The sequence below is a fragment of the Protofrankia sp. CiP1_Cm_nod2 genome, from assembly GCF_920664355.1.
Lineage (GTDB): Bacteria > Actinomycetota > Actinomycetes > Frankiales > Frankiaceae > Protofrankia.
On sequence record NZ_CAKKTL010000016.1, the window covers coordinates 26,170 to 28,680 of the forward strand.

Annotated in this window: 2 protein-coding genes and 1 pseudogene; 2 read left to right on the forward strand and 1 reads right to left on the reverse strand. The window is 73.7% G+C overall.

Annotation, left to right across the window (positions count from 1 at the left end; genetic code table 11):
- Positions 1-1,210 (reverse strand): hypothetical protein (locus NBW84_RS03230; protein WP_250281542.1); only part of this gene is annotated, 1,210 nt, incomplete at its 3' end.
- Between the two features lie 283 nt (positions 1,211-1,493).
- Here NBW84_RS03230 and NBW84_RS03235 point away from each other — a divergent pair.
- On the forward strand, positions 1,494-2,048 hold the full coding sequence (locus tag NBW84_RS03235) for a hypothetical protein (protein ID WP_250281544.1): 555 nt from the start codon (positions 1,494-1,496) through the stop codon (positions 2,046-2,048).
- A pseudogene (locus NBW84_RS03240) lies at positions 1,934-2,511 on the forward strand (hypothetical protein); the annotation flags it as partial. The gene NBW84_RS03235 and the pseudogene NBW84_RS03240, both read left to right, overlap by 115 nt.

The following is a 2,511-nucleotide window of genomic DNA, read 5'->3' on the forward strand; positions in this document are numbered from 1 at the left end:
CCATGTCCACCTCGGAGCGTAGGACCGGACCGCAGGTCGCGGTGATCGAACGGGTTCCTGCCCGATAGGTGGCGAACTGCACGGCCGTGGAGAACTCCCCGTTCTCGTCCGCGACCGTCCGGCCGATTGTCCGGCCGTCCTCGGAGACGATGACGACGTCGGCAGCCGGCGTACAGCCGGCGCCGGTGGCGAACAGGGTGTCCCCGCCGGAGACGACCGGTTTGTCCAGCGCCAGCTGCCCGGGTAACGGGCTGGGGAGCGCCGGTGCGGGCGAGGGCGCGGGGGCGGGCTGCTGCGTGGCCGTGGGCTCCGGCCTGACCGGCACGCAGCGGTCGGACGCGTCCCGCACGGATCCGGCCGGGCAGGGAGGCGGTGGCTGCGGGCACTGCTGCCCGGCGGGCACCAACAGGCCGCCGGGGCAGGAGACCGACGGCCGTGGGCAGACGCCGCCCTGGCCCGGTGGCGTCCCGCCAGGACAGGTCTCCCCGGGCCGCGGCGGCGGGCACGGCTGCCCGGCCGTCACCGTCACCCCGCCGGCGCAGGTCTCGCGCTGCGGTGGGCACTGCTGCCCGGCGGCGGCCGTGCTGCCGTCCCAGCAGGTTATCGGTGGCGGCGGGCACTGCTGCCGGCTGCGGGCGGTGGAGCCGTCCGGGCAGGTCACGGGGACCGGCTGGCAGACCCCGTCCGTGCCGCGTTGCTGGCCGGCCGGGCACGGCGGGTAGCGGCAGGTGCCGTTCGCGTCCCGTTCCTGGCCGGTGGGGCATGGCGGGTAGCCGCAGACGCCGTCCGCGTTGCGTTGTTGCCCGGCCGGGCACGGCGGATAGCGGCAGGTCCCGTCATCGCCGCGTTGCTGGCCCTCGGGACATGGTGGGTAGCCGCAGGTGTTGTCCTTACCGCGTTGCTGCCCTTCGGGGCATGGCGGGTAGCCGCAGACACCGTTCGAGTTGCGTTCCTGGCCTGCCGGGCAGGGCGGATAGTCGCAGATCCCCTTCGCGTCGCGTTGTTGCCCTTCGGGGCATGGCGGATAGTCGCAGACGCCGTCCGAGTTGCGCTGCTGGCCGGTGGGACACGGCTGCGGTGCGCATTCCCGCCCGCCGGGCACCACGGAACCGTCCGGGCACAGGCAGCCGTCCGGAGTCCCCTCGGGGCAGGCGGTGGGGCTTGGCGCGGGCGCACTGCTGCTCGGAGCGGCCACGACGGCCATGGTCATGGGGATCGGTCTCGTACCCGTGGCGGGTGCGGCGGCCGCCGTGGGCCCGGCCGTGGACCCCGCGCCGAGTATGCCGAGCAGGATCACCGACGGCAGGATGGCCGTCAGGATGGTCCTGACGCCCGCCCGGCGTAAGACCGGGCAAGAAAAGCGCATGACGCCCCCCGACCGCGAACGGAGCGGCGACGTGTCGTGTACTGGACAGCATGTCCAGCCGCAGCCCCGTTCCCGGGATGACAGTAACATCGACGTCACAACAGAAAGTGGATTCCCGGGGGGCGTCGTGGCTGTTGTCGTGGAGCCGACGCGGCGAGCCGCGAGGCCACTCACCGCTTTGGTGATCATGATGCTGACGGTCCTGGTCCTGTTACCTGCCCCGGCCATGGCCGCGGCCGGCGACGGGCCGAGGGGCCCCGCCGGCGGCATCGTCGCCGCAGGCAGCGGGGGCCTTCAGCTCGACGCGGTGGTCAACGAGGTCTCCGTGACCGGGCGGCGGATCGTGCTCGATCCGGAGCGGCCCACCCGCGTTCTTGTCACGGTCCGTAACAACCGGAACGAGCTCGCCCAGATACGGTCGATCCGTGTCAGCGGATCGGCGCTGGGCCTGACCTTCTTCGTCTTCGACACCGCCGTGCGGATGGACGTACCGGCCGGCGCCTCGCTGGCCTGGAGCGTCGACGTCGACATGGCGGAGCTGCGCGGACAGGCGACCGGACTGCTCCCATGTCCGTCACTCTCCGTGATGCAAGGCGTGACGTCCTCGCCTCGGCCGAGGGGATCGCCGACATCCGCGGCACGCTGGTCTGCACATACGGCATGTTCGGGCTGGGCCTGCTGATCGTCACGGCCCTGCTGTGGGCTGCCGCGCTGATCGCGCTCGCGCGCCGTCGTCTCCCCCGCAACCGGTGGCGGCGGGCCGTCCGGTTCGCGCCCGCCGGGTGTGGGGCCGGCTTCGTCGCGATCGTCAGCCTGTCGGCGTTGCGGGTGACAGCACCGTCGCCATCGTCCAACCTGACCTTCATCGCGGCAGCCGCGGGGCTCGGCTTCCTGCTGGGGTACCTCACACCCACCCCGGCCCCCACCCCGACGCAGGCCGGCACACCGGCCCTCGCGCCTGTGGCGGCCGCCGACCCGGCCACGGGCCCATCCGCGGTGACCACGGCCGCGGCCAGGCAGACACCGTCCCCAACCAGTGGTTCCGCGGGCGGCCCCCCGGGCAGCGGCGAGAGCCGGGCCCCGGGCCCGACAGCCCCGTCGCGGCCTGTCATCGTCCGGCCGCAGCCGCCGGGCGTGGAGGTGGA